Origin of the sequence: Dactylosporangium maewongense (assembly GCF_039531485.1) — a bacterium.
Lineage (GTDB): Bacteria > Actinomycetota > Actinomycetes > Mycobacteriales > Micromonosporaceae > Dactylosporangium > Dactylosporangium maewongense.
Genome location: NZ_BAAAQD010000007.1, coordinates 165,317 through 190,881 on the forward strand (window position 1 = coordinate 165,317; position 25,565 = coordinate 190,881).

General features: G+C 72.5%; 17 protein-coding genes, 1 tRNA gene and 1 riboswitch. Of the genes, 9 read left to right on the forward strand and 9 right to left on the reverse strand.

The window, feature by feature from the left end; translation table 11 throughout:
- Positions 1-66: 66 nt before the first annotated feature.
- On the reverse strand, positions 67-1,275 hold the full coding sequence (locus tag ABD332_RS19545) for an MFS transporter (RefSeq protein WP_344503413.1): 1,209 nt from the start codon (positions 1,273-1,275) through the stop codon (positions 67-69).
- 99 nt (positions 1,276-1,374) lie between these two features.
- Here ABD332_RS19545 and ABD332_RS19550 point away from each other — a divergent pair, with 99 nt between their 5' ends.
- From ABD332_RS19550 to ABD332_RS19565, 4 genes are all read left to right on the forward strand, one after another.
- Positions 1,375-2,436: a DUF5937 family protein gene (locus ABD332_RS19550; protein ID WP_344503414.1), complete on the forward strand. Its 1,062-nt coding sequence runs from the start codon at positions 1,375-1,377 to the stop codon at positions 2,434-2,436.
- 88 nt (positions 2,437-2,524) lie between these two features.
- Complete coding sequence (locus ABD332_RS19555) at positions 2,525-4,624, forward strand: family 20 glycosylhydrolase (RefSeq protein WP_344503415.1); 2,100 nt, start codon at positions 2,525-2,527, stop codon at positions 4,622-4,624.
- 29 nt (positions 4,625-4,653) lie between these two features.
- Complete coding sequence (locus tag ABD332_RS19560) at positions 4,654-4,872, forward strand: DUF6158 family protein (RefSeq protein ID WP_425552243.1); 219 nt, start codon at positions 4,654-4,656, stop codon at positions 4,870-4,872.
- Between the two features lie 66 nt (positions 4,873-4,938).
- Positions 4,939-5,010, forward strand: a tRNA-Val gene (locus ABD332_RS19565).
- A gap of 98 nt (positions 5,011-5,108) precedes the next feature.
- Here the strand turns inward: ABD332_RS19565 and ABD332_RS19570 are convergent.
- On the reverse strand, positions 5,109-5,765 hold the full coding sequence (locus ABD332_RS19570; RefSeq protein WP_344503416.1) for a hypothetical protein: 657 nt from the start codon (positions 5,763-5,765) through the stop codon (positions 5,109-5,111).
- A gap of 313 nt (positions 5,766-6,078) precedes the next feature.
- Entirely contained in the window at positions 6,079-7,008 is a 930-nt protein-coding gene (locus ABD332_RS19575) for an SCO2521 family protein (RefSeq protein WP_344503417.1), read from the reverse strand.
- A gap of 199 nt (positions 7,009-7,207) precedes the next feature.
- Between ABD332_RS19575 and ABD332_RS19580 the strand changes: the two genes are divergently transcribed.
- The 3 genes from ABD332_RS19580 (at position 7,208) to ABD332_RS19590 (ending at position 13,441) form a co-directional block, all read left to right on the forward strand.
- A complete protein-coding gene (locus ABD332_RS19580; protein ID WP_344503418.1) occupies positions 7,208-8,179 on the forward strand; it encodes an FAD-dependent oxidoreductase in 972 nt (323 codons plus the stop codon).
- Entirely contained in the window at positions 8,176-12,600 is a 4,425-nt protein-coding gene (locus tag ABD332_RS19585; protein ID WP_344503419.1) for a HEAT repeat domain-containing protein, read from the forward strand. The genes ABD332_RS19580 and ABD332_RS19585 overlap by 4 nt, the downstream gene beginning before the upstream one ends.
- A 91-nt stretch (positions 12,601-12,691) precedes the next feature.
- Positions 12,692-13,441 (forward strand): SCO2525 family SAM-dependent methyltransferase, encoded by a 750-nt coding sequence (locus ABD332_RS19590; RefSeq protein ID WP_344503420.1) that lies wholly within the window; start codon positions 12,692-12,694, stop codon positions 13,439-13,441.
- A 10-nt stretch (positions 13,442-13,451) separates the two neighbouring features.
- Here ABD332_RS19590 and ABD332_RS19595 read toward each other — a convergent pair whose 3' ends face one another.
- From ABD332_RS19595 to ABD332_RS19605, 3 genes are all read right to left on the reverse strand, one after another.
- Positions 13,452-14,810 (reverse strand): MFS transporter, encoded by a 1,359-nt coding sequence (locus tag ABD332_RS19595; protein WP_344503421.1) that lies wholly within the window; start codon positions 14,808-14,810, stop codon positions 13,452-13,454.
- Positions 14,810-15,484 (reverse strand): aspartate/glutamate racemase family protein, encoded by a 675-nt coding sequence (locus ABD332_RS19600; RefSeq protein ID WP_344503422.1) that lies wholly within the window; start codon positions 15,482-15,484, stop codon positions 14,810-14,812. The genes ABD332_RS19595 and ABD332_RS19600 overlap by 1 nt, the downstream gene beginning before the upstream one ends.
- Before the next feature lie 74 nt (positions 15,485-15,558).
- On the reverse strand, positions 15,559-16,998 hold the full coding sequence (locus ABD332_RS19605; RefSeq protein WP_344503423.1) for a glycine hydroxymethyltransferase: 1,440 nt from the start codon (positions 16,996-16,998) through the stop codon (positions 15,559-15,561).
- A 124-nt stretch (positions 16,999-17,122) separates the two neighbouring features.
- Positions 17,123-17,205, forward strand: a riboswitch (S-adenosyl-L-homocysteine riboswitch).
- A gap of 21 nt (positions 17,206-17,226) precedes the next feature.
- Between ABD332_RS19605 and metH the strand changes: the two genes are divergently transcribed.
- The gene (gene metH / locus ABD332_RS19610) at positions 17,227-20,916 is read left to right on the forward strand and encodes a methionine synthase (protein WP_344503424.1); all 3,690 of its coding nucleotides are present in this window, start codon (positions 17,227-17,229) and stop codon (positions 20,914-20,916) included.
- A 124-nt stretch (positions 20,917-21,040) separates the two neighbouring features.
- Here metH and ABD332_RS19615 read toward each other — a convergent pair whose 3' ends face one another.
- Both ABD332_RS19615 and ABD332_RS19620 read right to left on the reverse strand, forming a co-directional pair.
- Positions 21,041-21,961, reverse strand: coding sequence for a hypothetical protein (locus ABD332_RS19615; RefSeq protein ID WP_344503425.1), 921 nt, complete (start codon positions 21,959-21,961; stop codon positions 21,041-21,043).
- A 223-nt stretch (positions 21,962-22,184) separates the two neighbouring features.
- Positions 22,185-22,616, reverse strand: coding sequence for a hypothetical protein (locus ABD332_RS19620; RefSeq protein ID WP_344503426.1), 432 nt, complete (start codon positions 22,614-22,616; stop codon positions 22,185-22,187).
- Positions 22,617-22,728: 112 nt separating this feature from the next.
- Here ABD332_RS19620 and ABD332_RS19625 point away from each other — a divergent pair, with 112 nt between their 5' ends.
- Positions 22,729-24,366: a substrate-binding domain-containing protein gene (locus tag ABD332_RS19625; RefSeq protein WP_344503427.1), complete on the forward strand. Its 1,638-nt coding sequence runs from the start codon at positions 22,729-22,731 to the stop codon at positions 24,364-24,366.
- A 1-nt stretch (position 24,367) separates the two neighbouring features.
- Here ABD332_RS19625 and ABD332_RS19630 read toward each other — a convergent pair whose 3' ends face one another.
- Positions 24,368-25,492, reverse strand: a complete 1,125-nt coding sequence (locus ABD332_RS19630; protein ID WP_344503428.1) for an alanine--tRNA ligase-related protein — start codon at positions 25,490-25,492, stop codon at positions 24,368-24,370.
- Positions 25,493-25,565: the final 73 nt, after the last annotated feature.

Here is a 25,565-nt window from a genome sequence, read left to right on the forward strand (position 1 = left end):
CGCAAGTCCTGGCCTACCGTTCCTCCCAATTGTGGCGGAACGTCGGACGTGAATGCCGTTCCGGTTTCAGCGAACCGCCGGGACAGGCCTCGGCGCCGCCGCCGGCGCCACTTCAGGGGCCACCTCAGGGGCCCGCCGGTGGATCGCCGCGGCGCCCAGGAGGGTCGTGCCGGCCAGCACCGGCCAGAGCACTCCGGGGCCGGCGTCGAGCAGGGCCAGCAGCAGCGCCGGCGCCGCGGCGTTGGCGAGTCCGGTGGACAGCTGCCACTGCCCGAGGGCGTGGCCGAGGCGGTGCGGGGGCGCGGCCGCGGTGACGAGCGCGGTGCCGCTGCCCGCGTAGAGGATCTCGCCCAAGGTGTACGCGACGGCGACCGCACACAGGGCGGCGAGCGGCGCACCGGCCGCGCCGCACGCCCAGAAGCCCAGGTACGACGCGGCGAGCACGACACCGGACGCGGCCAGCACGGCCCGCCTCGACAGGTGACGGAGGCGGACCACCAGGTGCACCTGCAGCGCCACGACCAGGACGGTGTTGCCGGCGAACAGGATCGCCGACCACGCCGGGGACGCGCCGAGCTGCTCGGTGAGCACGACCGGGAGCGCCACCTCCAGGACCGCGAAGCACAGCGCGAACGGCAGGTTCGCCCACACCAGCACCGCCATGCCCGGCACCCGGCCCTCCCTGGTCCGCCCGGTGCGCGCGAGCGGGGCGGGGGGCACCACGACGGTGCACACCAGCACGGCCGCGACCCCGTAGCCGGCCGCGGTGCCGGCGGCCAGCAGGCGCAGCACGTCCGGCCCGCCGGCGACGGCGAGCGCCGCCAGCAGCGCGCCCGCGCCGAGGCCCGCGTTGCGCAGCGACCGGGCCGCCGCCAGGGGCGCGTCGGCCGGCCCGGGCGCGGCCAGGGTGGCGACGAGCGCGGCGTGCGCCTGCGGCCAGACCTGGTTGCCGATCCCGAGCAGCAGTGACGCGACCGAGAACGCGGCCACGCCGTGCGCGGCGAGCAGCACGCCGACGCCGGCGACCCGGACGGCCAGGGTGGCGACGACCGGCAGGACCCGGCTGCGGAACGGGCCGCCCCCGGCGTCGATCCACCGGCCGGTGAGCGGCACGGCGATCAGGCCCGCGAGGAGCCCCGCGGACAGGGCCAGACCGGTGGCGGTGGCGGAAAGGTGCAGCACGCTCAGGCCGTACACCACGAGAAAGGGCCGCAGGAGACCCGCGCCGAGCGCGTCGACGGCGAGCGCGGCCGCATACCGGGAACCGAATCGCATGGCGGCAACGGTGCGGCGCGCGACCCGGCGCGATCACGCGGGTTGACGGGACCCGTCAAGCGTCACCACGCGCTCGCCGGGCGCTGGCACGATTGGGGTGTGGCGTTGACGATCGACATCACCGGGATGCCCGCGGAGCGGTGCGTGTTCGCGCCGTCGCCGCTCGCGGAGCTCACCTCGATGCTGCACGTCCTCGCCGAGCCGGCCCACCACCCGGCGCTGCAGGCGTGGGCGGGCGCGACCCTCGCCGGGCTGAAGCCGGCGCTCGCCGACCGGCTCCTGGAGGCCGAGTTCCTGTGGCGGTCCTCGCGCGCGGACTTCCTCGTGCCCGGCCGGCCCCGCCCGACCCTGCCGGCGGAGCTCGACGCGGTCGACGCGATCCCCGACGAGACGTACGTGGCGGCGGCCCTCGTCATGAGCTGCGGCTCGCCCCGGCTGCCCCGCGACCTCGACCTCGACCGGGCACTGGAGCTGGCCCTGGCGCGGGGTCCGCGGCAGGCGGCGTTCGCGGAGCGGCTGCTGGCCGACCCGTCGGCGGTGCGGGCCGCAGTACGGGAGCTGCTGGAAGCGTGCGCGGAGGCGTTCTTCCTCGACGCGTGGCGGCAGGTCGAGCACCAGCTCGCCGCCGACGCGCGGCACAAGGCCGACCTGTTCGCGCGGCACGGCATCGAGGCGGCCCTCACCGCGGTGTCGCCGGCGGTCACCCTCGACACCGGGCCCGGCGGCACCAGGATCCGGATCGACAAGCTGCAGGACAGCTCGACGAGCGCCACCGGCGACGGCGTCACGTTCATCCCGTCGGTGTACGGCCGGCCGCACCTGCTCACCGTGCACGCGCCGGGATGGCGGCCGGTGGTCCAATACCCGGCGGCCTCCCAGGGGCGGCCGCTGTCGATGGACCTCGTGCGGCGCCGGCTGGACGCGCTCGCGCACCCGGTGCGGCAGCGGCTGTGCCGGACCCTGGCGCGCGGGCCGCACACCACCGGCGAGCTGGCCGAGGCCTGGCACCTGACGCCGCCCGAGGTGTCCCGGCACCTGGCCGTGCTGAAGAAGGCGGGGCTGCTGCAGACCACGCGCCGCGGCCGGTACGTGCGGCACACCCTCGACCTCACCGCCACCGCGGCGCTCGGGGCCGACCTGCTCGCGGCGCTGCTGCGATGAGCCGGTCCTGGGAGCCCTTGACAGTCGGGCAGAGGAGGCCATCAATTAACAGGAAACTTTACAATGAGTTTCCCTGTTGGAGGACGCCGTGCAACGTCCCGCCCTGCTCGCCGCCGCACTCGCCCTCGCGACCGTCACCGTGGGGGCCGTCTGGACCATCGCGGCGCCACCCGCGGACGCCGCCGTGGTGAGCCTCCAGGACGTGGTGCCCGCGCCCGCGTCCGTCCAGCCCGCCAGCGGCGTCACGTTCACGCTCGGCTCGGGGACCGGCATCCAGACCGAATCGCTCGACGCCGGCAACGCCCTCGCCGCCCTGCTGCGCCCCTCGACCGGCTACGCGCTGCCGGTCACCACGGGCAGCGGCACGCCGTCGAGCGGCATCGCGCTGCTGCTGTCCGGCGCGGACGCCAGCGTCGGCACGGAGGGCTACCAGCTCGACGTGACCGCGTCGCTGCTCACCATCCGCGCGCAGACGCCGGCCGGCCTGTACCACGGCGTCCAGACCCTCCGTCAGCTGCTGCCGCCCACCGTCGAGGCACGGACCGTGCAGAGCGGGCCGTGGACCGTCGCCGGCGGACGGATCATCGACCGGCCGCGCTACGCCTACCGCGGCGCGATGCTCGACGTGTCCCGGCACTTCTTCGGCGTCGACACCGTCAAGCGGTACATCGACGAGATCGCCCAGTACAAGCTGAACGTGCTGCACCTGCACCTCAGCGACGACCAGGGCTGGCGCATCGTCGTGGACGCGTGGCCGCGCCTGGCGACCGTCGGCGGCAGCACCCAGGTCGGCGGCGGCGCCGGCGGCTACTACACCAAGGCCCAGTACACCGACCTCGTCGCCTACGCCGCCGCCCGGCACATCACGATCGTGCCCGAGATCGACATGCCGGGGCACACCAACGCGGCGCTCGCCTCCTACGCGGAGCTCAACTGCAACGGCGTCGCGCCCGCGCTCTACACCGGCACCGAGGTCGGCTTCAGCTCCTTCTGCGTCTCGAAGGAGGTCACCTACACCTTCGTGCAGCAGGTCCTGAACGAGCTCGCCGCCCTGACCCCCGGCCCGTACCTGCACCTCGGCGGCGACGAGGCGCACAGCACCAGCGAAGCTGACTACCGCACGTTCATGAACCGCGTCCAGCCCTTCGCCGGCGCGCTCAACAAGACCGTCGTCGGCTGGCACCAGATCGGCCAGGCGGACCACACCGCCGGCCGCGTCGCGCAGTTCTGGGGCACCGGCACCTCCGACGCCGACCTCAGCTCCGCCGTCAGCAAGGGCGACAAGATCCTGCTCTCCCCGGCGAACAAGACCTACCTCGACATGAAGTACACCAACGCGACGCCGCTCGGCCTGACCTGGGCCGGCCTGATCGAGGTGCAGACCGCCTACAACTGGGACCCCGGCACCTACCTCCCCGGCGTCCCGGCCGCCTCGATCCTCGGCGTCGAGGCTCCACTGTGGAGCGAGACGCTGCGCACCCTCGCCGACATCGAGTTCATGGCGTTCCCGCGCATGCCCGCCCTGGCGGAGCTCGCGTGGTCGCCGCAGTCCGCGCGCAACTGGGACACGTTCAAGGTGCGCCTCGGCGCGCAGGGCCCGCGCTGGACCGTGCAGGGGATCAACTACTACCGGTCGCCGCAGGTGCCGTGGTCCACGCTGCCGTCCGCCTCGCCCACCGTCTCCCCGTCCGCGTCCCGCTCGCCGTCAGCCTCTCCGTCAGCCTCTCCGTCGGCGTCCCCGTCCGCGTCGCGCTCGCCGTCGCCGTCGGCCTCCGTGTCGTCGCCGCCCGCCGGTGTACTGGCCAACGGCGGCTTCGAGACCGGATCCCTCGCGCCGTGGACGGGCAGCCGCTGCTCCGTGGTCACCAGCCCCGTCCGCTCCGGCACCCGCGCCCTCGCCGGCGCCGTCACCGCGGGCGACACGGCACAGTGCCAGCAGACCGTCACGGTCCAGCCGAACCGCACCTACCGGCTCACCGGCTACGTCCAGGGCAGCTACGTGTACATCGGCGCAACCGGCACCGGCGTGAACGTCAGCACCTGGACCCCCGGCACCGGCAACACCTACGCCCCGCTGTCCGTCACCTTCACCACCGGCGCCACCACCACCTCCGTGACGGTCTTCGTGCACGGCTGGTACGGCCAGCCCTCCTACTACGCGGACGACTTCAGCCTCACCCTCGTGTAGCCCGCCGCCCGCTGGGTACACGTCGCCACATGCCCACCGACGACATCGTGCAGGGCGTCTCCCCAGGCGCCCTGACCGAGGAGGCGCTGCTCCGCGAGCTGGCCAGCCTGCACGGCACCCGCCACGACGCCCTCCGCCACGGCCCCGACAGCGCCCTGGCCAACCACACCCGCCGCACCACCGAACTCGAAGGCGAGTACCTCCGCCGCCACCCTTCCCGCGAAATCAACCCCGCCCGCATCCGCTGACACACCCCACCCGCCCCCCAAAGATGCGACGGACGGGGTGGATCAGGTAGAGTGCACAAACGTCACGGGCGATTGGCGCAGCGGGAGCGCGCTTCGTTCACACCGAAGAGGTCACTGGTTCGATCCCAGTATCGCCCACCGCGACTGCGCAGGTAGAGGACCGGTATATCCCATCGGGAGCCGGTCCTTTTGCTTGTCATTGACCCTCCTGGGAGAATCTTAGGAGACGATCTTGGTCATTCTCCTGGAGCAACCGGTCCAGCACGCGGACCGGTGAACGCGGGTGCATCCCCCGGCGGGCGTCGAGGGCTTCCTCCCCACCGGGCGGTCAGACCCTCCAGCAGGCGGGCGATCATCTCCGTCGTGACGTGCGAGTAGCGCCCTCCGATCGACCCGTCGAGGTGCCTGAGCTGAGTACCGACCGCGAGGGACGGGGCGCCTTCGCCGGGAACCGGCCGGTCGACGCGGGCTGGAAGACCCATGTGGCGAACCCGCTGCGCCGGTGGTGCGCCGCCGTCGTCGCTGGTTCCAACGCCCGGGTGTAGCCCAACTCCGCGATCGCGGCGGCGATCCGCTTCTTCTCGGTGGAGGAGTTCGCGTCCGATTCCCACCCGGCAGGCGGCAGGAAGTTGCGGCTGCGCAGCCCGGCGATGACGGTGGTCGCCAGGTCGAGGCTGATCGTCCCGAGACCGCCACACGCGAACACCAGCCTTCGACGGTGGTGGACCGTTCCCGGGCGGCCCGATCCGCCGCTCGATCTCGGTGAAGATGCAGGCGTCGTCCCAGTAATTGCCGAAGAACTTCTCGCCGGTCAGCACCTCGCACAGGATGTACATGCCGACGCCCGCGTGACCGCCGCCGAACTCGCAGAGCGCCGACAGCCACAGCAGCACGGCGCGGGGGTCGCTGAACCCGTACGGCCCGCGGGTCACCCTCCACCCGGAAGAACTTCGGCGGGTCCGGGTCGACGAACTGCACGATCTGCTGCCTGCCCTGACTCAGCGCGATGCCGATCTGGCGGCTCGCCGGGTCCGCAAGGTCGGTCTGTAGCCGCTCCTGCGCGCACTGCTGCAACCACGCGATGACCCAGCACACCTGCCCGAGCGCCACGGCGGCGGCCACCTCGTCCCGCTCCGCCGTTTCCCAGTTCGGGAAGGTCAGCTCGCTGAGCCGCCAGTTCGTCTGCAGCACCCCGCGGGTAGCGGGTCAGGTGTGCGTCCCGGTGACCGCCGACGTCATCCGCAGCAGCTCGATCATCGCGAGGGTGATCTGGTCGCGGACCCGGCCGACCGACAGGTCCCACTGGCGGGTGAAGCCGGGCCGGCGGTCGAGCGACTCCCACACCGGCAGCACCTCGCCGTCCAGGCGGGCCGCCGGCATCCACAGCGGCACCAGGTATTCCACCGCCGGCTGGAGGCGCCGGACGCGCTGGGTGCTGGCCGTCGAGCGGGTCAGCGCCGACTCGGCGATCGACAGCAGCGTGGTGAGCAGCCAGTCGTGCAGGGCGAGGTCCTCGCACAGCTCGACCACCGACGGGGAGCAGTCGCCGCTGCCGGCGAGGGTGAGCGTGCGCAGCGTCTCGGACTGCACGGTGAACTCCACCTTGAGCCCCTCGTGCCCCGCGGTCGGCTCGAAGACCCACCGCAGGTGGGTGCGGCGGGCCCGGAAGGGCGAGCGGTGGTCCAGCTGCGCCGAGCCCTGGACGGCGTCCATCGTGTGCCCGGCGATGCCCGCCATGTCGAGCCGGTCGGCGCTGCGCTCGTGCCGCAGGTAGCCGTCGCGGACGTCGCCGGCCTTCACCTTGCCGATCGTCTCCAGCCGCGCCGGCCGGGCCAGGTAGTGCGGCCACTGCATCCGCCGGTTCTCCGCGCTGGGGGTCACCGACGTGTGCGCCGACCCCTGCAGCACGTGCCCGCCGGTGACGGCGGCGTGCGAGACGACGGTGCCGACCGCGCGGACCCTCGCCCCGCTGCTGGACGGCAGCGCGCAGTCCACGCCGATCAGGCGGTCCGGCGAGACGGCATAGGCGATCGGCCGCTCCGACTGGATGACCCGCGAACCGGGGGCGGTGTCCAGCAGCCGGACGGTGCTGTCGCGCGCGAGCGGCGTGGAGTTCTGGAGGAGTCCGGTATGCACCTCACCAAAGGTGAGCATCATTCCTCCGATGGTTCACGCCTGCGGGGGTTCGCGACGCCCCGCTGTGCAGCTACTCTAGCGGTTGGCTGTGGCCCGCAGAGCCATGAGTCCCGCGCATCCGGACAGGACATCGTGCGGATATCTCGTTTTTCCCAGCTCTGATCATGGTCGTCTATCTCTTGGGCCTTATTCTCAACGGGTGACCAGTTCAGGGGCGGACGTCGTGGTGGTCGGGGCGGGCGTCACGGGACTGACCACCGCCGTTCTGCTGGCGGAGCGCGGAATGTCCGTCGTCATCGTGAGCCGGGACCATCCCTCACAAACGACGTCATGCGCCGCGGGCGCACTGTGGGGGCCGCATCTGGTGGAGCACGAATGCGTGGAGCGGTGGGGAAAAAGCACATTGAAGACGCTCACCTCGCTCGCCGCCGACCCGACCACGGGCGTGGAGCTGATGGACGGCGTCGAGGCGTGCAGGACGCCGCAGGACCCGAGCCCCTACCTCGCCTGGCTGCCCGGCGTCCGGGCGTGCGGGCCGGACGAGCTGCGCCCCGGGTTCACCATGGGCTGGCGGTACCGCATCCCCGTCGTCGACATGCCCGTCTACCTGACCTACCTCTACGACCGGCTGCACAAGGCGGGCGGGGTGTTCTGGCTGCGGGACGTGCCGGCCCTCGAGGACCTCGGCGACGAGGCCGGCATCGTGGTGAACTGCACCGGGCACGCCGCCGGCCGCCTCACCCGGGACGACGAGCTCAGCGGCGCGCGCGGGGAGGTGGTGATCGTGGACAATCCCGGACTGGACGAGTTCTTCATCGAGGTCGACAGCGAGGACCCCGATCTGACCTATTTCGTGCCGCAGGGCGACCATGTCGTGCTGGGCGGCACCGCATATCCCGGACGGGCCGACACCGAGCCGGATCCGCGGGCGGCGCGGGAGATTCTGCGCCGGTGCGCGACGGTGGAGCCGCGGCTCGCCGGCGCCGTGATCCGCGAGGTGCGGGTCGGCGTCCGGCCTTTCCGCAGGCAGGTACGATTGGAGCATGTCAATCTTGGGCGCTGCCACGTCGTGCACAATTACGGGCACGGTGGCGGAGGCGTGAGTCTTTCGTGGGGTTGCGCCCTGGAAACGGTGGAGTTGGTGACGGCGCTGGAGTCGTCAACACGGTGACCGACGTCTATGTGTCTTCCAGCTTCGTCGACCTGAAGGCGCACCGCCAGGCGGTGCTCACGGTCCTGCGCGGCCTGCACGTCGTGCCGCACGCGATGGAGGACTACGTCGCCGCCGACGAGACCTCCCTCGACTACTGCCTCCGCGACGTCGAGAAGTGCCAGATCTTCGTCGGCATCTACGCCTGGCGGTATGGCGCGGAGGTGCCCTCGCACAACGCGTCGATCACCGAGCTGGAGTACCGCCACGCCGTCACGCTCGGCATCCCGCGACTGATCTTCCTGCTGGAGCCGGCGCACCCCTGGCCGCCGAACGTTATGGACGAGGGCCGCCCCCGCGAGCGGATCATGACGCTGCGGGCCGAGCTGGCCGGGCCGGACGGCCGGCTGTGCAGCATGTTCACCACCCCCGACGACCTCGCCGCGAAGGTCGGCACCGCGGTCACCAACGAGCTGGCCCGGCTGCGGGCCGGCACGGCCGGGGGCGACCCGCCGGACCACGTCGCGCAGTACCGGGCCAGGGTCCGCGACCAGCGGCGCCGGCTCGACCTGAGCGCGCTCGCGCTGCCCGACCACCCCGACGACATCGAGGTCACCGTCGCCGACGTGTTCGTGGAGCAGCTCGTGCGGGAGGAGCCGCCGCCACCGGTGGAGCTGCCGCGCGACTGGCTGCGCCGGATGCAGACCGAAGGGCAGATCAAGCCCGGCGAGCTGCCCGAGCACATCGACGCCAGCGAGGCCGACCACCTCCGCGAGCTCTACCTCGCCAAGCCGTGGCAGCGGCTGTTCGACGTCCTGTCCGACACCGAGCACCGCAAGGTCGTGCTCCTCGGCGACCCCGGGTCCGGCAAGTCGACCGTGACCAACTACCTGATGCTCGTGCTCAGCCGCGCCCGGCGCGACGAGCGGCTGTCCGCGCTCACCGACGTGCTGCCGTTCGTCGTCGAGCTGCGCTCGTACAGCGCGATGCTGGTCAGCGGCGAGTGCGAGAGCTTCGTGGAGTATCTCGCGCACCAGGCCGCCCGCGACGGGCTCGGGCTGCCCGAGGCGGTGCTGCGGCAGTACCTCGCCGACAACGGCCGGGCGCTGTTCATCTTCGACGGGCTCGACGAGATCTTCGACCGCAACCAGCGCACCGCCGTGACCGCCCGGATCGCCGCCTTCGTCGAGGAGTTCCCGTCGGTGCGGGTCCTCGTCACGTCGCGCGTCATCGGCTATGTCCGCAAGGTGCTGACCGACGCGGGCTTCGCCCACTTCACCCTGCAGGACCTCGGCGACGAGCAGATCCAGGATTTCCTCGCCCGCTGGTACCGCCACACGATGTCCGACGACGAGAGCGCCGGCATCCGGCGCCTGCGGCTGCTGGAGACGCTCCGGCTCACCTCGGCGATCCGGGAGCTGGCCGGCAACCCGCTGCTGCTGACCATCCTGGCGATCATCAGCCGGCACAAGGCGCTGCCCCGCGAGCGGTGGAACCTCTACAACCACGCCGCCGGCGTGCTCGTCGACCGGTGGGACGTCAACCGGCAGCTCGGCCAGGGCGACACCGCGGCGGCGCCGGGCACCGCGCCCGGCAACCGGGTGGACGTCAACGCCGACGAGAAGAAGGCGATGCTGCGCCGCCTGGCGTGGGAGATGCAGTTCGACAGCTCCACCGCCGTCAACTACATCCACGGCGACGAGCTGCGGGCCGTCTTCGTGCGGCACCTCGTCGAGCGGTTCGGTCTCGACCGGGCCGACGCCAGCGCCGCCGCCGACCGCATCATCGACCGCCTCCACATGCGCAACTTCATCCTCAGCCGTTACGGCCCCGACCTGTACGGCTTCGCGCACCGCACGTTCCTCGACTTCTTCTGCGCGGCGGAGATCCGCCACCGGTTCAAGACCGGGCTGCTCACGTTCGACGACGTCGCGGACCTGTTCCGCCGGCACTGGCCGGACACGTCCTGGCACGAGGTGCTGCGGCTGGTCGCGAGCGTGCTGCCCGAGGCCGGCGTCGAGCAGATCGTCGACATGCTCGTCACCGACGCCGACCCGCAGTGGCCGCCGCAGGAGTTCCCCAACCCGCCGTGGAACATCGCGCTGGCCGTGCAGTGCCTCGCCGAGCTGCGCAGCCGCGCCGCGGTCGAGCAGGCGGCCGCGGTGCTGCTCGACCGGGTCGTCCTGCTGCTGGAGCACTGCGTGTCGATCAACGACCGCGACACCGCCCAGCTGATCGAGGACGCGATCCTGCCGGCCGTGCGCACCATCGGACCCGACTGGCCCGGCCGCCGGAGCTTCTTCGCCTGGTACCGCCGCCGCGGCTCCCACCTGCTGTGCAGCCCCGTCACCGAATACGCGGCCCGGATCGCGGCGATCCTCGCCGAGCCCGAGGACGACGTCGAGCGGCTCTTCACCGAGGAGCTCGACCCGGTCCGCGACAGCCGCGCGTCGCACGCGGCCGTCGCCGGCCTCGCCGAGCTCGCCCGCCGCTGCCGGCTGCCGGAGCGGGTCAACGCGTCCTACCCCGAGGCCGGACGGGTCCGGGGGATGCTGATCGAGCGGGCCGGCTCCGGACCGTACGGCCAGGTGCGCGTCGCCGCGGTCCAGGCGCTCGGGGAGCACTTCGGCGACGACCCCGCCGCGGTCGCCGCGCTCAACCGGCTGGCCCGCGACGACCGCTCCGGCGGGATCCGCACGACCGCGATCCGTGCGCTGCGCCCCGCCTGCGCCACCGACCCGGCGACCCTGCGGACCGTCATGGTGTGCACCGGCGACGACCACGTCCCGGCCCGGCAGGCGGCCGTGGAGCTGGTCGGCTGGCGCTGCGGCACCAGCGACGACCTGGTCGCGGCGCTGCGGCGGCGGCTGCGGGTCGACACCGACCCGCAGGTCGTCAAGCTGGCCGCGCAGGCGCTCGTCGAGCACCACCACGCGGGCGACCTGGTGCGCGACGACGTCGTGCAGCGGCTGGCGGCCGGCGCCGGGCCCGCGGTCCGGCGGGCCGCGATCGAGGTCCTCGCCGAGTGCGCGAACACGCGCGACATCCTGCTCGGCTACGTCCGCACCGACCCCGACGCCGGGGTCTTCCGCGCCGCCGCCGAAGCGCTCGCCGACGACCTCCTCGCCACGGACCGCGGCGCCGGCGATCCGGAGGCGGCCGCTCAGGTGCGCGACGCGGCCCTGGCTCGGCTGCCCGCCCGCGGCAACCCCGACCCCGCGGTGCGCCTCGCCGCCGCGGAGATCCTCGGCGCCCGGTTCATCGGCGAGGAGGTCGTCGCCGGGGCGCTGCGCGACGAGATGAGCGACGCGGTCCCCGCCGTCCGGATCGCCGCCGCGCACGCCCTCGCCGGGATCGCCTCGACCGACGGCAAGGTCGCCATCGCCATGCAGCGCAAGCTCAACGACCCGGAGGCGGAGGTCCGCCGGATCGCGGTCGGCGTCCTGCTGCACCGCATCGCGCTCGACGCGGACCTGCGCACGAAGCTGACCGAGCGGGCCCGTTTCGACACGGACGCCGGTGTACGGCTGGCGATCGTCACCGCCCTCGGGCGGCGCTGGTCGCTCGGGCCGCAGGCGCGCAGGCTGATCGTCGAGCGGGTCGCCGACGACCACAGCGAGCTGGTCCGCCGGGCGGCGGCGGAGATCCTCGCCGCGCACCTGGACGACCCGGACGCCCGCGACGCGCTCGGCGACCGGATCCGCGCCGACCTCGACGGCGACGTGGTGCGGATCGCGGCCGAGGCGATGGGCGCGTATCAGGGCGCCGGCCCGCGGGTCGCCCGGATCCTCGTGAAGCGCACCGGCGACCGCAACGCCAACGCGAAGCTGCGCCGCACGGCGGTGGAGCTGCTCGGCGACCGGTTCGGCGACCGCGACGACACGCGGGACGCGCTGCTGGAGCGGATCTCCACCGACTCCGACGCCGACGTGATCGAGACCGCCGCCGAGATCCTGCTGCGCCGCACCGGCGGCGGTCCCGCGCTGGAGGCGCAGGTCCGGGACCGGCTGCTGGTCCGGCTCGACGACGCCGCCCCGGTCAACGGCGGCGCCGCGCGGGTCCTCGGACGCCTCCTCGGCGCCGAGCCGGACCTGCCCGCGCGGCTCATCGCGCTGTCCGCGGCCCACCCGGCCGACACCGAGCTGTGCCGCGTGGTCGGCACCGTCCTGGCCGAGCTGCCCGAGACGAGCCCGCAGATCCACGCCTGGTTCGTCGAGCACCTGGACGACCCCGACTGGACCGTCAAGGAGAAGTCGGTCCGTGCGCTCGGTCACCGCTTCGGCGCGCAGCCGGAGACCCGGGCGCTGCTCGACCGGCACGCCCGGCATCACCCCGACGGCGCGTTTCGCGAGGTCATCGGGCAGGTCCTGACCGGGCTGCCGGAGATCTCACCCCACGACCTGCCGCCCATTCCGCTCCGCCGTACGGATGAGCGGCAGTAGCGTTGGCGATGATTGCTTGAGCGCGTGTGACACGCTATACCTGCTAGGTGTCCCCGCGGCTCGCCGTTCGCCATCCGGAGGTCTTCGAACAATGAACGGCGCTGCTGTCCTCGAGTGTGCCCGCAACGGTCAGGCTGACTGGCGGTCCTTCGACGCGGAGGAGTACCGCAACCAGCACTACAAGTTCGTCCGCGACGACGACCGGCAGATCATGGGCATCACCCGTGACTTCTTCTCGCGTGCCGGGGTCAGCGGCGGCCGGGCGCTGGATCTCGGCACCGGCACCAACCTGTATCCGGCGCTCTCGATGATGCCGTTCAGCCGGTCGCTCACCCTGCGGGAGTACTCCCCGGCCAACCTCGCGTGGCTCGCCGAGCACCAGCGCACCGGCCTCGACCGCGGCTGGGACGCCTTCTGGGACGTGTTCCTGGAGTCCCCGGCGTACCGGCGGACCGACCCGCGCGCGAAGTTCGCCGCCGCGAAGATCCAGCCCGGCAGCGTCTTCACCCTGCCGCGCCACCGCTTCGACCTCGGCACGATGTTCTTCGTCGCCTGCTCGATCTCCTCCGACCCGGCCGAGTTCGAGCTCGCGATCCAGCGCTTCGTCGGTGCGCTGCGCCCCGATGCCCCGTTCGTCGCCGCGTTCATGAGGCGCTCCTCCGGCTACGAGGTCGCCGGCCGCCGCTTCCCCGCCGTCCCCGTCGACGAGTCCGACGTCCACGGCTGCCTCTCCCCGCTGACCACCTCCCTGCGCGTCATCCCCGTCGAGTCGGACATGTCCCACGCCGACGGGATGATCGTCGCGACCGGCCGCACCAGGTCCTCCAGGCGTCGCGACTAGGCACCGGCGGTCATCGCCCGGCGCGGCCGCCGGCGGTGACGGGTGTGCCTGCCGGATCGGCGGCCGGGCGGGTGGGGCCGGCGCGGAGGGCGACCAGGAGCGCGGCGGCAAGGTAGGTGCCCGTGGCGATGAGCATCGCGGTGGGGAAGGCGCCGACGGCGCCCAGGACCGCGACGCCCAGGGCGCTGCCCACCTGCCGCATCGTGTTGAGCAGGCCGCTGGCGACGCCCGCGTGACCGTCGGGGGCGGCCTGCAGGGTCAGGGACGTGGCGGCGGTCATGGCGGTGTCGATGCCGAAGCCGACGACGAAGAGCGCGGCGAGCACCGCCGGGAGCGGGCCGGCGGCGCACGCGCCCAGGGCGGCGAACCCGGCGGCGCCGGTGAGGAGGCCGACCAGCATCGTCGCGCGGGGGTCGTAGCGGTGGCTGGACCAGCCGCCGAACGGGGAGCCGACCACGGCGCCGGCCGCCTGCACCGCGAGGGCGACGCCCGTGAGCAGGGGCGACAGGTGGCGGTGCTCCTGCAGGTACAGCGTCACCAGGAAGAACTGGCCGTAGAAGGCGAAGTTCAGGGCGAACCCCGTGACCACGGTGGCGCGCAGGGCGCGGTGGCGCAGCAGGTCGGGCCGCAGCATCGGGGCGGGGCGCCGGCGGCCCCCGGTTGCGGGAGCCTCGGCGAGAGCCTTGCTCGCGCGGTACTGGAGCAGCACGAACAGGCCGAGGACCAGCGCGCCGGCGGCGATCAGCGGCGGGTGGGCGGCGATGCAGCCGGCGACCAGCAGCGCGAGGCCGCAGGTCGACGTGACCACGCCGCGGACGTCGACCCGCGCACCGGCGTGGCGCGGCGGGTCGACCAGGCCACGGCCGATGCAGAGCACGAGCACGGCGAAGGGCACGTTGAGCAGGAACAGCGCGGGCCAGCCGGCGACGGCGAGCAGCGCGCCGCCGAGCAGGGGACCGGCCGCGGCCGCGACGCCGGCGAGGCCGCCCCACAGGCCGATGACGCGGGCCTGCCGGGCCGGCTCGGGGTACGTGGACCGGATGAGCGCGAGCGAGCTGGGCATGAGCACGGCCGCGCCGACACCCTGGACCACCCGGCCGGCGATCAGCCAGGCGCCGCCGGTGGTGCAGGCGCACATGACGGAGCCGAGCGCGAAGATCGTCATGCCGCCGTGGTAGGAGCGGCGCGCCCCGAACCGGTCGGCGAACGACCCACCGGCGAGGACGAGCGCGGCGAAGACGACCGTGTAGGCGTCGACGACCCACTGCAGGGTCGCGGTGCCGCCGCCGATGGAGGGCAGCGCGACGGTCACGATCGTGCTGTCGAGCATGACCAGGAAGAACCCGAGGCAGACCGCGAGCGCCCGCATCAGGCGGTCAGCGCGTCGGCGCAGGCGGAGACGAGGCAGCTGAGGCTGTCCACGACCGGCGCGACGCGGGACAGGTCGTCGCGCAGGACGGTCAGGTCGGTGCAGCCGAGCAGCACCCCGTCGGCGCCCGCGACGTTGCCGGCGGCGAGCGCCTCGTGCACGGCCGCGGCGTCGAACGCCCCGCCGACGCACCGCGTGACGAGCGACACGACGTGCGACTGGTCGGCGGGGCGCAGGATCTCGATGCCGCGCAGCCGGGCCGCCGCGTAGGCCTCGTGGTCGACGCTGGTGCCGGTGGCGAGCAGCACGAGCCGGCGCAGCCCGCGGGCGGCGGCCGCGTCGATGGTCTCGCTGACCATGTCGACGAGCTTCAGGTGCCGCCCGGCGAGCAGCGGGCGCAGCTGGCGGTGGAACGTGTTGCAGGGCATCGCGACGAGGTCGCAGCCGGCCCGCTCGAGCGTGTCGAGGGCCGTGGTGAGCAGCGCGTCGATCTCCGCGGTCTCCGCCGCGGTGAGCGTGCCGTCAAGGACCGCCCCGACCAGCCGCGCCGGCAGCGGCTGGCTGTGGATGAGCAGGTCCGGCCAGGCCCCGGTGCGGGCCTGCACCTCGGCGACGAGCAACCGGTAGAACTCGATCGTGGCGACCGGACCGACGCCACCGATGACACCCAGCACCCACCCCACCCCCGTGGCGGCAACCATACCCGTCGGTCGATGTCCGGTGGGGGCACGGCTGCCGCCGCGGTGGTTCAGCGCAGGGTGATCCCGGGGTACAGCGGGAACCCGGCGAGCAGCTCGGACGCCTGGCCGGACACCTTGGCCGCGACCGACTCGTCGAGGGTGTACTTCGCCTTCGAGTCCGCCGCCGGCCGGGTGCTGCTCAGCACGGTGGCGATGAGCTCGGCGATCGTGTCCATCTCGGCGACGCCGAGGCCGCGCGTGGTGAGCGCCGGGGTGCCGATGCGCACGCCGGAGGTGTACCAGGCGCCGTTGGGGTCCTGCGGGATCGAGTTGCGGTTGGTGACGATGCCGGCGTCCAGCAGCGCCGCCTCCGCCTGGCGGCCGGTGAGGCCGGTCGGCGCGCCGCTCAGCTGCGAGGCGTCGATGAGCACCAGGTGGTTCTCGGTGCCGCCGGTGACGAGGCGGACGCCGCGGCGCTGCAGGCCCTCGGCGAGCGCGGCGGCGTTGTCGACGACGCGCTGCGCGTAGTCGCGGAACGACTGGGTGCGGGCCTCGGCGAGCGCGACGGCCTTGGCGGCCATGACGTGCGGCAGCGGGCCGCCGAGCACCATCGGGCAGCCGCGGTCGACCTGGTCGGCGAGCTCCGCCTGGCAGAGGACCATGCCGCCGCGCGGGCCGCGCAGCGTCTTGTGGGTCGTGGTGGTGACGATGTGGGCGTGCGGCACCGGGTCGAAGTCGCCGGTGAACACCTTGCCGGCGACGAGCCCGGCGAAGTGCGCCATGTCGACCATGAGGGTGGCGCCGACCTCGTCCGCGATCTCGCGGAGCTTCGCGAAGTTCACCTTCCGGGGGTACGCCGAATAGCCACCGACGATGATCATCGGCCGGAACTCGCGGGCGGTCTCCCGCAGCGCGTCGTAGTCCAGCAGGCCCGTCTCCGGGTTGGTGCCGTAGCTGCGCTGGTGGAACATCTTGCCGGAGATGTTGGGCCGGAAGCCGTGGGTCAGGTGCCCGCCGGCGTCCAGGGACATGCCGAGCATCCGCTGGTCGCCGAAGTCGTGCCGCAGCTGCGCCCAGTCACTCTCGGTGAGGTCGTTGACCTGGCGGACGGACTTCTCGCGCAGGAACGGCGCCTCGACCTTCTGCGCCAGGACCGCCCAGAAGGCGACGAGATTCGCGTCGATCCCAGAATGTGGTTGGACATAGGCGTGTGACGCGCCGAACAGTTCCCGGGCGTGCTCCGCGGCGATCGACTCGACGGTGTCGACCTGCTGGCATCCGGCGTAGAAGCGGCGGCCGACAGTGCCTTCGGCGTACTTGTCGCTGAGCCAGTTGCCCATCGCGAGGAGTGTCGCGGGTGAGGCGTAGTTCTCACTGGCGATGAGCTTGAGCGACTCGCGCTGGGCGGTCAGCTCGCCGGCGATGGCGTCCGCGATCCGCGGCTCGACGGCCCGCACCACGTCAAGGGCGGCGTTGACCGCGATCGATTCCGAACTTTGCGCGCTCATGACGGGACTCCTGATCAGGTCGGGATCGTCAGCCACATCGGGACGGTCGATGCGGCCAGGTCCAAGCTCAATCCAAGCTCGACTGCGTGACGGCGAACCACGGTAACAGGCTAGAATCTGGGATCGGGGCGAGAGGCGCTGCAACGGATCATCGACGATCCGCCACGCTCGACCTGGAATCACTGTCTGCAAGGGCGCCTTCCGTCTGACCCACGGAAGGTGGATCCCATGGCGATCGCAGATCTGCGCAAGCTCCTCGACGAGCGGGTGGTCGTGCTCGACGGCGCATGGGGCACCATGCTGCAGGCCGCCGGCCTCACTCCCGCCGACTACCGTGCGGACCTGATCGCCCCGGACCACCCGAAGGACGTCACGGGCGACCCGGACCTGCTGATCCTGACCCGCCCCGACGTGATCCTCGACGTCCACCGGCAATACCTGGCCGCCGGCGCCGACATCACCACCACCAACACCTTCACCGCCACCAGCATCGCCCAGGCCGACTACGGCCTGGAGTCGCTGGTCCGCGAGATGAACGTGCAGGGCGCCCGGCTGGCGCGCCAGGCGGCGGACGAGTTCTCCACGCCGGACCGGCCGCGGTTCGTCGCCGGGTCGGTCGGCCCGCTGAACGTCACGCTGTCGCTGTCGCCGAAGGTCGAGGACCCGTCCTACCGGGCAGTGACGTTCGACACGGTCCGCGCCACGTACGCGGAGCAGATCAGCGCGCTCGCCGAGGGCGGCGTGGACCTGCTGCTCATTGAGACCATCTTCGACACGCTCAACGTGAAGGCGGCCGTCGCCGCGGCCCGCGACGTCGCGCCGCACCTGCCGCTGTGGATCTCGGTCACGATCGTCGACCTGAGCGGCCGGACGCTGTCCGGGCAGACCGTCGAGGCGTTCTGGCGCTCCGTCGAGCACGCCGACCCGCTCATCGTCGGCGTCAACTGCTCGCTCGGCGCGACGGAGATGCGCCCGCACGTCGCCGACCTGGCCCGCTTCGCCGGCACATATGTCGCGGCGCACCCCAACGCGGGCCTGCCCAACGCGTTCGGCGGTTATGACCAGACCCCCGCCGAGACCGGGAGCCTGCTCGCCGGCTTCGTGTCCGACAAGCTGGTCAACGTCGTCGGCGGCTGCTGCGGTACGTCACCCGCCCACATCGGCAAGATCGCCGAGGCGGTCCGGGGGATGGCGCCGCGGCACGTCCCGAAGCTCGCCCCGGCGACCCGGTTCAGCGGCCTGGAGCCGTTCGAGATCGGTCCCGACACCGGCTTCGTCATGATCGGCGAGCGGACCAACGTCACCGGTTCGAAGCGCTTCCGCCGGCTCATCGAGTCCGACGACCACCAGGGCGCGGTCGACGTCGCCCTTGAGCAGGTCCGCGGCGGCGCCAACCTCCTCGACGTCAACATGGACGCCGACCTGCTCGACAGCGAGCAGGCGATGACCACGTTCCTGAACCTCATCGCCACCGAGCCCGAGGTCGCCCGCATCCCGATCATGATCGACAGCTCGCGCTGGAGCGTGCTCGAGGCCGGCCTGAAGTGCGTGCAGGGCAAGGGCGTCGTCAACTCGATCAGCCTCAAGGAGGGCGAGGAGCCGTTCCTGGAGCAGGCGCGGATCATCCGCTCCTACGGCGCCGGCGTGGTCGTCATGGCGTTCGACGAGCTCGGCCAGGCCGACACCACCGAGCGCAAGGTCGAGATCTGCGGCCGGGCGTACGACCTGCTGGTGAACAAGGCCGGCTTCGCGCCCGAGGACATCATCTTCGACCCGAACGTGCTCGCCGTCGCCACCGGCATCGCCGAGCACAACGGCTACGCGAAGGCCTTCATCGACGCCCTGCCGCTGATCAAGCAGCGCTGCCCCGGCGTCCGTACCAGCGGCGGCATCTCGAACCTGTCGTTCTCCTTCCGCGGCAACGACGTCGTGCGCGAGGCGATGCACTCCGCGTTCCTGCTGCACGCCGTCCGGGCCGGCCTCGACATGGGCATCGTCAACGCCGGCCAGCTCGCCGTCTACGCCGACATCCCCGCCGACCTGCTCGAGCTCGTCGAGGACGTCCTGTTCGACCGGCGCGAGGACGCCACCGACCGGCTCGTCACGTTCGCCGGCACGGTCAGCGGCCCCGGCACCTCCCGGGTCGTCGACCTGTCGTGGCGCGAGGCCCCGGTCAACGAGCGGCTGTCGCACGCGCTCGTGCACGGCATCGTCGACTTCATCGAGGAGGACACCGAGGAGGCGCGCCTCGCCGCCAACCGTCCCCTGGAGGTCATCGAGGGCCCGCTGATGGACGGCATGAAGGTCGTCGGCGACCTCTTCGGCAGCGGCAAGATGTTCCTGCCGCAGGTGGTGAAGAGCGCCCGCGTGATGAAGCGCTCCGTCGCCTACCTCGAGCCGTTCATGGAGGCCGAGAAGGAGGCCGCCCGCGCCGCGGCGCTCGCCGAGAGTGCCACCGAGAGTGCCGCCGAGAGTGCCGCTGCCCGTCCTCAGAGCCGCAGCGGCCAGGGCAAGGTCGTCATGGCGACCGTCAAGGGCGACGTCCACGACATCGGCAAGAACATCGTCGGCGTCGTCCTCGGCTGCAACAACTACGAGGTCATCGACCTCGGCGTCATGGTCCCGGCGGCGAAGATCCTGGACACCGCGGTCGCCGAGGGCGCCGACGCGATCGGCCTGTCCGGCCTCATCACGCCGTCGCTGGACGAGATGGTCGCCGTCGCCGCCGAGATGCAGCGCCGCGGCCTGAAGCTGCCCCTGCTCATCGGCGGCGCCACCACGTCGCGCCAGCACACGGCGGTGCGGGTGGCTCCGGCGTACGACGGCAACACCGTCCACGTGCAGGACGCCTCGCGGGTGGTCGGGGTCGTCGCCGGCCTGCTGGACGCGGACCGGGTCGAGCAGCTCACCGCCGACAACCGCGAGGAGCAGGAGCGCCTGCGCCGCCAGCACGCCGAGCGCCGCCACACCGCGCTGCTCACCCTCGCGCAGGCCCGGGCCAACGCCTCGGACGTGTCGTTCGACGCCATCCCCACGCCGGACTTCACGGGTGTACGGGTCGTCGAGCCGCCCCTGCAGGTCCTCCGCGAGATGATCGACTGGCAGTTCTTCTTCCTCGCGTGGGAGCTGAAGGGCAAGTACCCCGCGATCCTCGACCAGCCCGTCGCCGCCGAGCTCTTCGCCGAGGGCAACACCCTGCTCGACGAGATCATCGCCAACGGCACCCTCTCCGCGCGCGGCGCCTACGGCTTCTGGCCCGCCGCTTCCGTGGGCGACGACATCGTCCTGGACAACGGCGTGAAGTTCCCGATGCTGCGCCAGCAGACGGAGAAGCCCGACGGCCGCGAGAACCGCTGCCTCGCCGACTACATCGCCCCTGCTTCCTCCGGTTCCTCCGGCGAAGCGTTCCCCGACCACCTGGGCGGCTTCGCCGTCGCCATCCACGGCGCCGAGGAGCTCGCCGCCCGGTACGAGGCCGACAACGACGACTACCGCGCCATCCTGGTGAAGGCGCTGGCCGACCGCCTCGCCGAGGCCTTCGCCGAGTGGATCCACCTGGAGGCCCGCCGCGCCTGGTTCGAGCCCGACGCCCAGCCCGCCCTGGAGGACCTGCACGCCGAGCGCTTCCGCGGCATCCGCCCCGCCCTCGGCTACCCGGCCAGCCCCGACCACTCCCTCAAGCAGGCCCTGTTCGACCTCCTCGAGGCCGGCAAGCTGGGCCTGGCCCTCACCGAGTCCTTCGCCATGACCCCGGCCGCCGCGGTCAGCGGCCTGATCTTCGCCCACCCCGACTCCCGCTACTTCACCGTGGGCCGGGTCAACCGCGACCAGATCGAGGACTACGCCACCCGCCGCGGCCTCCCCGTCGAGGAAGTCGAGCGCTGGCTCCGCCCCAACCTCGCCTACGACCCCTCCTGACCCACCCGGTGCAGGGCCGCCATTCCCCGGCGGCCCTGCCACCACCTGAGCCGGCCTGCCGGCTGGACCGTGACGGTCCACATCGGGGAGCGGACACCCTGGCATGGCTGCCGGGCGCGGCGTCTCAGTGTGCGACGACCTCGGCGTTGAAGCGCTGGACGAGTGCCCTGGCCTCCTCCTCGCGCCCTGACGGCACCAGGAGGTCCGCCAGCTGGTGCTCCTGCATGACGCCGTCGCCGCTGCTGATGGTCGTCGTGAACACCACCCGCATCGGCCGGCCTGCCACCAGCGTGACCTCGGTCAACGGGCCGGTCGGGGCGAAGGCCGTGTAGCGGCCCGGCCGGCGCAGCACGCCAAGCGCGCTGATCCACAGCTCGCCGGTGCGCCCGCCGCGGGACGGCAGCCCGGTCCCGCCCAACGCTGCGGCCGCGACGACGGCCACGCCGACCACCACGCAGAGCACACCGACCCCGGCGAACGCGGCGGCGGCCGGGTCGTCCCAAACCAGACCGATGAAGGCGATCAGGACGCCGAGGCCGATCATGAGGTGGGCGCCGAGGTTCCCGCGTCGCCGCCGGGCGGCCTCGATCGTGTTGGCGGTACGCCACTGCTGCTCGTCGTAGGTCCAGTGTGCCCAGCAATCGCCACGGGCCAGCCTGGCCATGTCGTCGAGATACCGGCGCGGCCGGAACATGACCGCCATCAGCCAGAGCGCTGCGCCCCCGGCGATGAGGATCGCGGCCGCGATGATGACACCGATCCGGATCCGGAACGAGGCTTCGGTATCGCCGTCCGTGCTGATCAGCAGGAGCCAGCCCACGATTCCGGCGAGCGGGAGCACACCGAAGACCATCAGGACCAGGTTGCGCAGGTGCTCGACCGCCAAGATCTGTTTCATGCCCGGCAGGGTATGAATGCCCGCTGTCACGTGCCGCCGTCCGACCGATTCCCGACAGTCGTCCTCACGGATGCGTGCCGGGGCTTCCAGTTCGAATCGGGCATGCGACAGGTAGTTGTCGACACCAGCAATTCGCCGGCCGAGCACGACCGCACCGCTCGCCGGTCCAGGCGGATTACGTGAGCCCGGACAGCCACGCGATCAGCATGACCCCCAGGGTGCCGAGCACGAACCAGACGAGCGCCGTCCACAGCGCCGAGCCAAGGCTCGGGGGTCGTCGCGCATGTCTGGCCATCGCGTCATCATCCCCCATCGGCCACGCGACAGACGGCCCCTGCTCAACGGGGAACCGGGGCGAAGCGCTGAACAGCTACAGCAGACCGCTGCTCGCGATCGTGTTCGCCCGCTGTCGTCTGACGCGCAGTTCGATGACCCCGATCACGGCCAGACAACTGATCCACGCAACGCAAACAGAGCCGAGGTGGAGGAGCCAGGTTGGCTGCGACTCCAGGGGCCAGGCCAGATCAACGACGCCCCAGACAACGCCGGCGGCGGCGACCAGCCCAGCCAACCGGACCAGCCTGACCCGGAACCGCATCACCGGGCCGGGGGTCTCACTGACGGTCCAGAACGCACCGACCCACGCCCCCGCGGCGGCTGCGTTCGCGGCCGGAGGCCACACCGCATCGAGGAGCAGCGACACGGAGGCGGCGGCAACGACAACCCATGTCATTCGCATCACGGCCGATTTCCATGCGAACTGCTGAGCCATCCCCATGCCGACACGATATTCGCCGTCCACCGTTCCCACCTTCCGCCAAGCGGGCGGTGGGTCACCGGGAGTTCGGGTGCTGCATGTCCGGCGGACGTGTGGGGGTGACCGGTTCCTCGACGGGCGGGTGCAGCGTCCGGGCATGAAGATCCGGGGTCTGGTCATGCTCGCCGTCGTGGCCGGTGCGGTTGCCTGGCCGGGGGGAGCGCGGGCCGAGGTGGGTGTGCCGGTGTTCGGGGCCGGGTCGAACTGGGCCCAGCCGGCGGTCAGGACGTGGATCCTGCAGGCGGCGCCACGCGCCAGTTACGCCGACGTGGGCAGCACCACCGGGCGGCAGCAGTTCGCCGCCGGGGCCGTCGACTTCGCGGTGTCGGAGACGCCGTACGGGTTCGACGGGGTGGACCAGCCGCCGGCGCGGCCGTTCGCGTACGTGCCGGTGGCGGGCGGCGGGCTCGCGTTCGTGTACAACCTGACCGTCGACGGCCGGCGGGTCACGGACCTGCGGCTGTCCAGCGGGACGATCACCGGGATCTTCACCGGTGACATCACGCGGTGGGACGACCCGCGGGTCACGGCCGAGAACCCCGCGATCAGGCTGCCGGCGCGGGCGATCAGGCCCGTGGTGCGCGAGGACAGGGCGGGCACCACGGCCGCGTTCACGGGGTGGATGAGCGAGCGGCACCCGGACCGGTGGGACGCCTACTGCCAGGCGCACGGGCGGCCGTCGCCCTGCGGGGCCACGTTGACGTTCCCGGTCGGCGGGCAGGTGGCCCGGGTCGGGTCGACCGGCGTCGCCGGGACGGTGGTGCAGCCGGGCGGCGACGGCATGATCGGCTATGTGGAGCACTCGTACGCGCGGGCGAACAGGCTGTCCGTCGCGAAGGTGCGCAACCAGGCCGGGTACTACATCGCGCCGACCGCGAGTGCTGTCGGGGTGGCGCTGTCCGGGGCCGGGCAGGACCGGCGGGCGTACCCGGTGTCGTCCTACGCGTCGCTGATCGTGCCGACGACGACCGAGGCCGGCTTCACCGTGGAGCGCGGCCTCACGTTGAGCGAGTTCGGTCGGTACGCGCTGTGCCGCGGGCAGCGCGACGTCGAGTTCCTCGGCTTCGCGCCGCTGCCGGTGAACCTGGTGCGGCCGGGGCTTGAGCAGCTGCAGCGGATCCCCGGGGCGATCACCCGCGCCGACCCGCTCGCGGGCTGCGCGAACCCGACGTTCGCCGCCGACGGCACCGACACGTTGCCGGCGACGGCCCCGCAGCCGCCGGAGTGCGACAACCAGGCCAGCGGCACGCAGTGCGTGACCGCGAGCCCGGCCGCGCCGCACGCGCAGACGGTCGACGCCGACGTCGCGACCGGCGTGTTCTCCCTCGCGGTCGAGGACGATGTCGCGGTGCTCACCGGCGGCAGCGTCGGCGGCGAGGCGATCGGCGGGCTGCCGGCCGTCACGGTCACGGACCTGCGCGGCACCAACCCGGGCTGGAACGTGACCGCGCAGGTCGAGGATTTCGTGCACAGCGCCCGGCCGGACGCGACCATCCCCGGCGCACAGCTGGGGTGGGACCCCGCCGCGGAAGACGGAGGCGGCTCCGGTCACGCCGCGGCAGGCGTACGGGTGGTGCCCGGCTCCGGCGGGCTGGCCGGCGGGGCCACCCTGTGCGCGGCGCCGGCGGGCGGCAGCGCGGGCACGTTCCACTGCTTCGCCACCCTGATCCTCGCCGTCCCCGACAGCACGCTGCCGGGGACCTACGCCGCGACGCTGACCCTGACGCTCGCCTGAACTACGCCGCCGTGAGGACCTCCTCGACGAGGTCGCGGGGGATGCCGTGGGTGTCGTGCAGGTAGTGGAAGTCGTCGTCGGTGAGGGGGCCGCGGAGCAGGAGCCGCTGGACGAGGGGGCGGCCGCGACGCAGGAGCGCCTGGAAGCGGCGTTCCTCGTACACCAGGACGTCGCGAACATAGAGGGGGTCGACCCGCAGGGAGAACCGCTCCACCGTGTCGCCGAGGGGCTCGACGGGCAGGTCGCCGAGGGTGCGGGAAGGGTCGTCGCGCCAGAGCTCGGTGAGGGTGCGGCGGACGAGGCGGCGCAGGACGTAGCCGCGGCCGGTGTTGGACGGGTGGACGCCGTCGCCGACGACCACGACGCAGGAGCGGAGGTGGTCGCACAGCAGCCTGGACGACGTCCACCGCCGCCAGGGCTCGAAGACGTCGATGTCGAAGACCGACCGCTTCCCCTGCAGGACCATGGACATGCGCTCCAGGCCCATGCCGGTGTCGACGCCGGGTTGCTCGAGCGGGCTCAGGCTGCCGTCGGGGTGGCGGCGGTGGCGCATCATGACGTGGTTCCACACCTCGACCCAGTTGTCGTCGGTGGATGGTGTACCGGTGGGCGGGCCGTCGCCGGTCCACACGAAGATCTCGGAGTCGGGGCCGCACGGGCCGGTCGGACCGTTGGACCACCAGTTCTCGTCGCCGAGTTGTTCCGCCGGTACGCCCAGCTGGCGCCACGTGTCCAGCGAGCGCGGGTCTTCTTCGTACACCGTGACGTGCAGCCGCTCGACCGGCAGCTGGAACCCGTCGCGGAGCAGCTCGAAACCCCAGCGCAGGCTCTGGTCGCCGCCGTAGTCGCCCAGCGACCAGGACCCCAGCATCTGGAACACCGTGAGATGCGTGTCGTCGCCGACCTCGTCGAGGTCCGTGGTGCGCAGGCATCGCTGCACCCCGGTGAGGCGGCGGCCGAGCGGATGCGGTTTCCCCTCGATGTACGGCGTGAGCGGGTGCATGCCCGCGCTCGTGAACAGGACCGGGTCGTCCTGCGGCGGGATGAGCGTCGCGTCGCCGAGGAGCTCGTGGCCGCGCTCGCGGTAGAAGTCGAGGAACGTGCTGACGATCTGGCGGGTGTCCATGGGTGGGCCCTTCGGGGAATGGACCGGAGGACGGGACCCGGCAGCGCATACAGAAACAGCCGGCGAACCGTTT